We start from the raw sequence: 2939 nt of genomic DNA on the forward strand, positions 1-2939 counted from the left end.
TGGGCAGGAAATCGCTGGTGCTATCTGGCGATCGTTATGGATCTTTTTGCCCGCAGGGTTATCGGCTGGAGTCTGTCAGCGAATGCCGATACCGCACTGATAAGCAACGCTCTGCGGATGGCTTATGAGTCATAAAACTGACATGTTTTTAATTGTTCGTCATTGTCTCTGTTTGTATTTTTAATTGTCTATAATCAATCAGTTATGAAGTTATTTTTGTTTCTGATTGGTTCTCTCATTTCCCCATTGTACTATCCTTACCTGACCCATTACCTGACCCAAAATGGGCATTGGGTCAGGTAACGCTTATCCTCAGAAAGGTAACCTCATGGCCGCTAATCTTACCGAGACTGCTATACGTGGATTGAAGACAAAAAGTACGTCGTACTACGTGTGGAGCAACAGTGCTCAACGTGGTACTGGCAGGCTTGCCGTTAAGGTTCAGCCTTCAGGCAGCAAAGTTTTTTATTTCCGTTATTACGTTGAGAAAGGGAAAAAAGAGAAGTTCATCCAGTTGGGCATCTGGCCTGAGATGAAACTCGTAACAGCCAATGAGCTGGCGAAAAAGTATGGTGCCTGGCTTGTTGAAGGAAAAGAACCCCAGCAAGAGCTTGAGCAACAGCGCCTGGCCGAACAGCACATTATACAGATCCATCGTTCTCAGGGCTCATTTGAAGAGCTGGTGCATGGCTACGTTAACAAGATGAAGCTCGACAATAAGCGGACCTGGGCTGATGTTCTGAAGCGCCTTGAAAAAGAGTGCTACACGGTTATCCCTCGCGAAACTAAAGCGAAAGATGTAACACCTCTTCAGGTCAAAACCATCCTCTCAGGCATTATCCAGCGTGATGCGGTAGTCCATGCAAACCGCATTCGTTCCTACCTGATGGCGGCATTTAACTACGGCCTGAAAGCCGATAACGATCCGATGAATACCAGCGTGGGTATTACGTTTGGTCTTGAAGTAAATCCGGTATCGGCCATACCGAAGCAGTCCTCGGCGGAGAAAGTGGGTGATACATGGTTAACGCTGGAAGAACTGCGTTTTGTCATGGAGCAGTTCGCACAGGCCACTAATGTTGGGCCGCTGATGCAGCATCTTATCCGCTTCTGTGTCTATGCTGGTGGACAGCGCCCGTTTGAAATGATTGCCAGCCAGTGGAGTGCTATTGATTGGCAACAGAAGACGTTGCTGGTCATAGCCGATGTATCGAAAAACAAGCGTGAGCACCTGATCCCGCTGACTGAATCGGCACTACAGGAATTAGCCTCAGTTAAAGAGCTGACTAAGGAAAGTAACAGTCCCTATATTTTTCCGTTATCAACGAACGGTGAGCGCCCAGTGCGCACGGATAGTCTGGCGCGTTCCATCATGTATTTTCGGGCCTTTAATCCTGAGTTTAAATTTTTCACGGCGCGAGATTTACGCCGTACCTGTAAAACGCTGATGGGGGAGGCGGGGATCAGCAAAGAGATCCGTGACCGTATTCAAAATCACGCTTTGAACGACGTTAGCTCGAAACACTATGATCGTTATGATTACCTGCCTGAAAAGCGTAGGGCGCTTGAGATCTGGGAAGACCGGGTTAATAACTATCAGCGGCAGCATGAAAACAACGTTGTGAACCTGTTTGGGCGGAGGTAAGGGCTTGTCAAAATATGAGCTTAATTCAGCAGAAGAGCGATATTAGCCGGGCTCTGGAGATTTGGTGCTGGCTAATAACCTAGGGATCATTGATGAACAGAAAATGGATGAGCTGGAATCTGGCTTGCTGCTTTGCTGCTGCCGACAGGATTCGGCTTCTCCTTGGTAGTTTCGATAAGCAGTTTTTATCCAGGTCTGGTGAGCTGAAATCCCTGGTTCGCCCGGAGCTGGTTGGTTATCTGGCTGAATGCCACGTGGAGTTTATTTTGACCCACCCATTCGGAGAATGTTAACGGGCGTCTGTCGTGACTGCTTTGCGATGTGCTCTCGGTTCTGGCGGTAAGGGGCTTACTGGATTACAGCCTGTGGGATGAGCACAAGGCGTTTTACTTTACGGCAATACAGGCAGGCGAATCAGGGAACTACAGTCCTATGATGCAACTGGTAAGCGATATCTTGCCAGATTAACTGGCGAGGCCAACGGCTTTCGCCTGTGCCTGATTTTTTTTGAGTTGCCGCTCAATTTTTTGTACAGAAACGCCCGTTTCGATAGCTGTTGAGCTGGCAACGGTGCGGAGGATTTTTGCTTTGGTCACTAGAGATGATGTATGTTTGCCCATGAAAAATTTCCTTATAGCTGCTTCTAAGATTGTAGGTGTGAGGGGGTAGGTCAGTCCAGTTAATTTCTCATTGTTGTTTGGAAAGAGGATTTAAGATCAAATTTACAATTGAGCAGGCGTTTTATGGGATGCAGTTGTAATCTAAGGAAGGTGCGAACAAGTTCCTGATATGAGATCATCATATTCATCCGGAGCGCATCCCAGAGGGACATCATGAGCCATCAACTCACCTTCGCCGATAGTGAATTCAGCACTAAGCGCCGTCAGACCCGAAAAGAGATTTTCCTCTCCCGCATGGAGCAGATTCTGCCATGGCAGAATATGACCGCTGTCATCGAGCCGTTTTATCCCAAGGCGGGCAATGGCCGACGGCCCTATCCGCTGGAGACCATGCTGCGTATTCACTGCATGCAGCATTGGTACAACCTGAGCGACGGTGCCATGGAAGATGCCCTGTACGAAATCGCCTCCATGCGCCTGTTTGCCCGATTATCCCTGGATAGCGCCCTGCCGGATCGCACCACCATCATGAATTTCCGCCACCTGCTCGAGCAGCATCAACTGGACCGTCAATTGTTCAAGACCATCAATCGCTGGCTGGCCGAAGCAGGCGTCATGATGACCCAAGGCACTTTGGTGGATGCCACCATCATTGAGGCACCCAGCTCTACCAG

2 protein-coding genes and 3 pseudogenes are annotated in these 2939 nt (G+C 48.8%); 4 read left to right on the top strand and 1 reads right to left on the bottom strand.

Going from position 1 to position 2939, the window contains the following annotated elements; genetic code table 11:
* The 3 genes and pseudogenes from ACT3RR_RS22980 to ACT3RR_RS22990 all read left to right on the top strand — a co-directional run.
* Positions 1–132 (top strand): annotated as a pseudogene (locus ACT3RR_RS22980) (IS3 family transposase); the annotation flags it as partial.
* A 196-nt stretch (positions 133–328) separates the two neighbouring features.
* Positions 329–1645: a tyrosine-type recombinase/integrase gene (locus tag ACT3RR_RS22985; protein ID WP_094543424.1), complete on the top strand. Its 1317-nt coding sequence runs from the start codon at positions 329–331 to the stop codon at positions 1643–1645.
* A 61-nt stretch (positions 1646–1706) separates the two neighbouring features.
* Positions 1707–2113, top strand: a pseudogene (locus tag ACT3RR_RS22990) (filamentation induced by cAMP protein fic).
* Here the strand turns inward: ACT3RR_RS22990 and ACT3RR_RS22995 are convergent.
* The gene (locus tag ACT3RR_RS22995; RefSeq protein ID WP_094543427.1) at positions 2110–2265 is read right to left on the bottom strand and encodes a hypothetical protein; all 156 of its coding nucleotides are present in this window, start codon (positions 2263–2265) and stop codon (positions 2110–2112) included. The pseudogene ACT3RR_RS22990 and the gene ACT3RR_RS22995 sit on opposite strands and share 4 nt — an antisense overlap.
* A 213-nt stretch (positions 2266–2478) precedes the next feature.
* Here ACT3RR_RS22995 and ACT3RR_RS23000 point away from each other — a divergent pair.
* Positions 2479–2939: pseudogene (locus ACT3RR_RS23000) on the top strand (IS5-like element ISKpn26 family transposase); the annotation flags it as partial.

The organism is Ewingella sp. AOP8-B2-18 (assembly GCF_052376015.1).
GTDB classification, from domain to species: domain Bacteria; phylum Pseudomonadota; class Gammaproteobacteria; order Enterobacterales; family Enterobacteriaceae; genus Ewingella; species Ewingella allii.

Bases quoted from the DNA above. Each gene is read 5' to 3' on its own strand.
- ACT3RR_RS22985 (WP_094543424.1), top strand. From the start codon at position 329: ATGGCCGCTAATCTTACCGAGACTGCTATACGTGGATTGAAGACAAAA.
- ACT3RR_RS22995 (WP_094543427.1), bottom strand. From the start codon at position 2,265: ATGGGCAAACATACATCATCTCTAGTGACCAAAGCAAAAATCCTCCGC.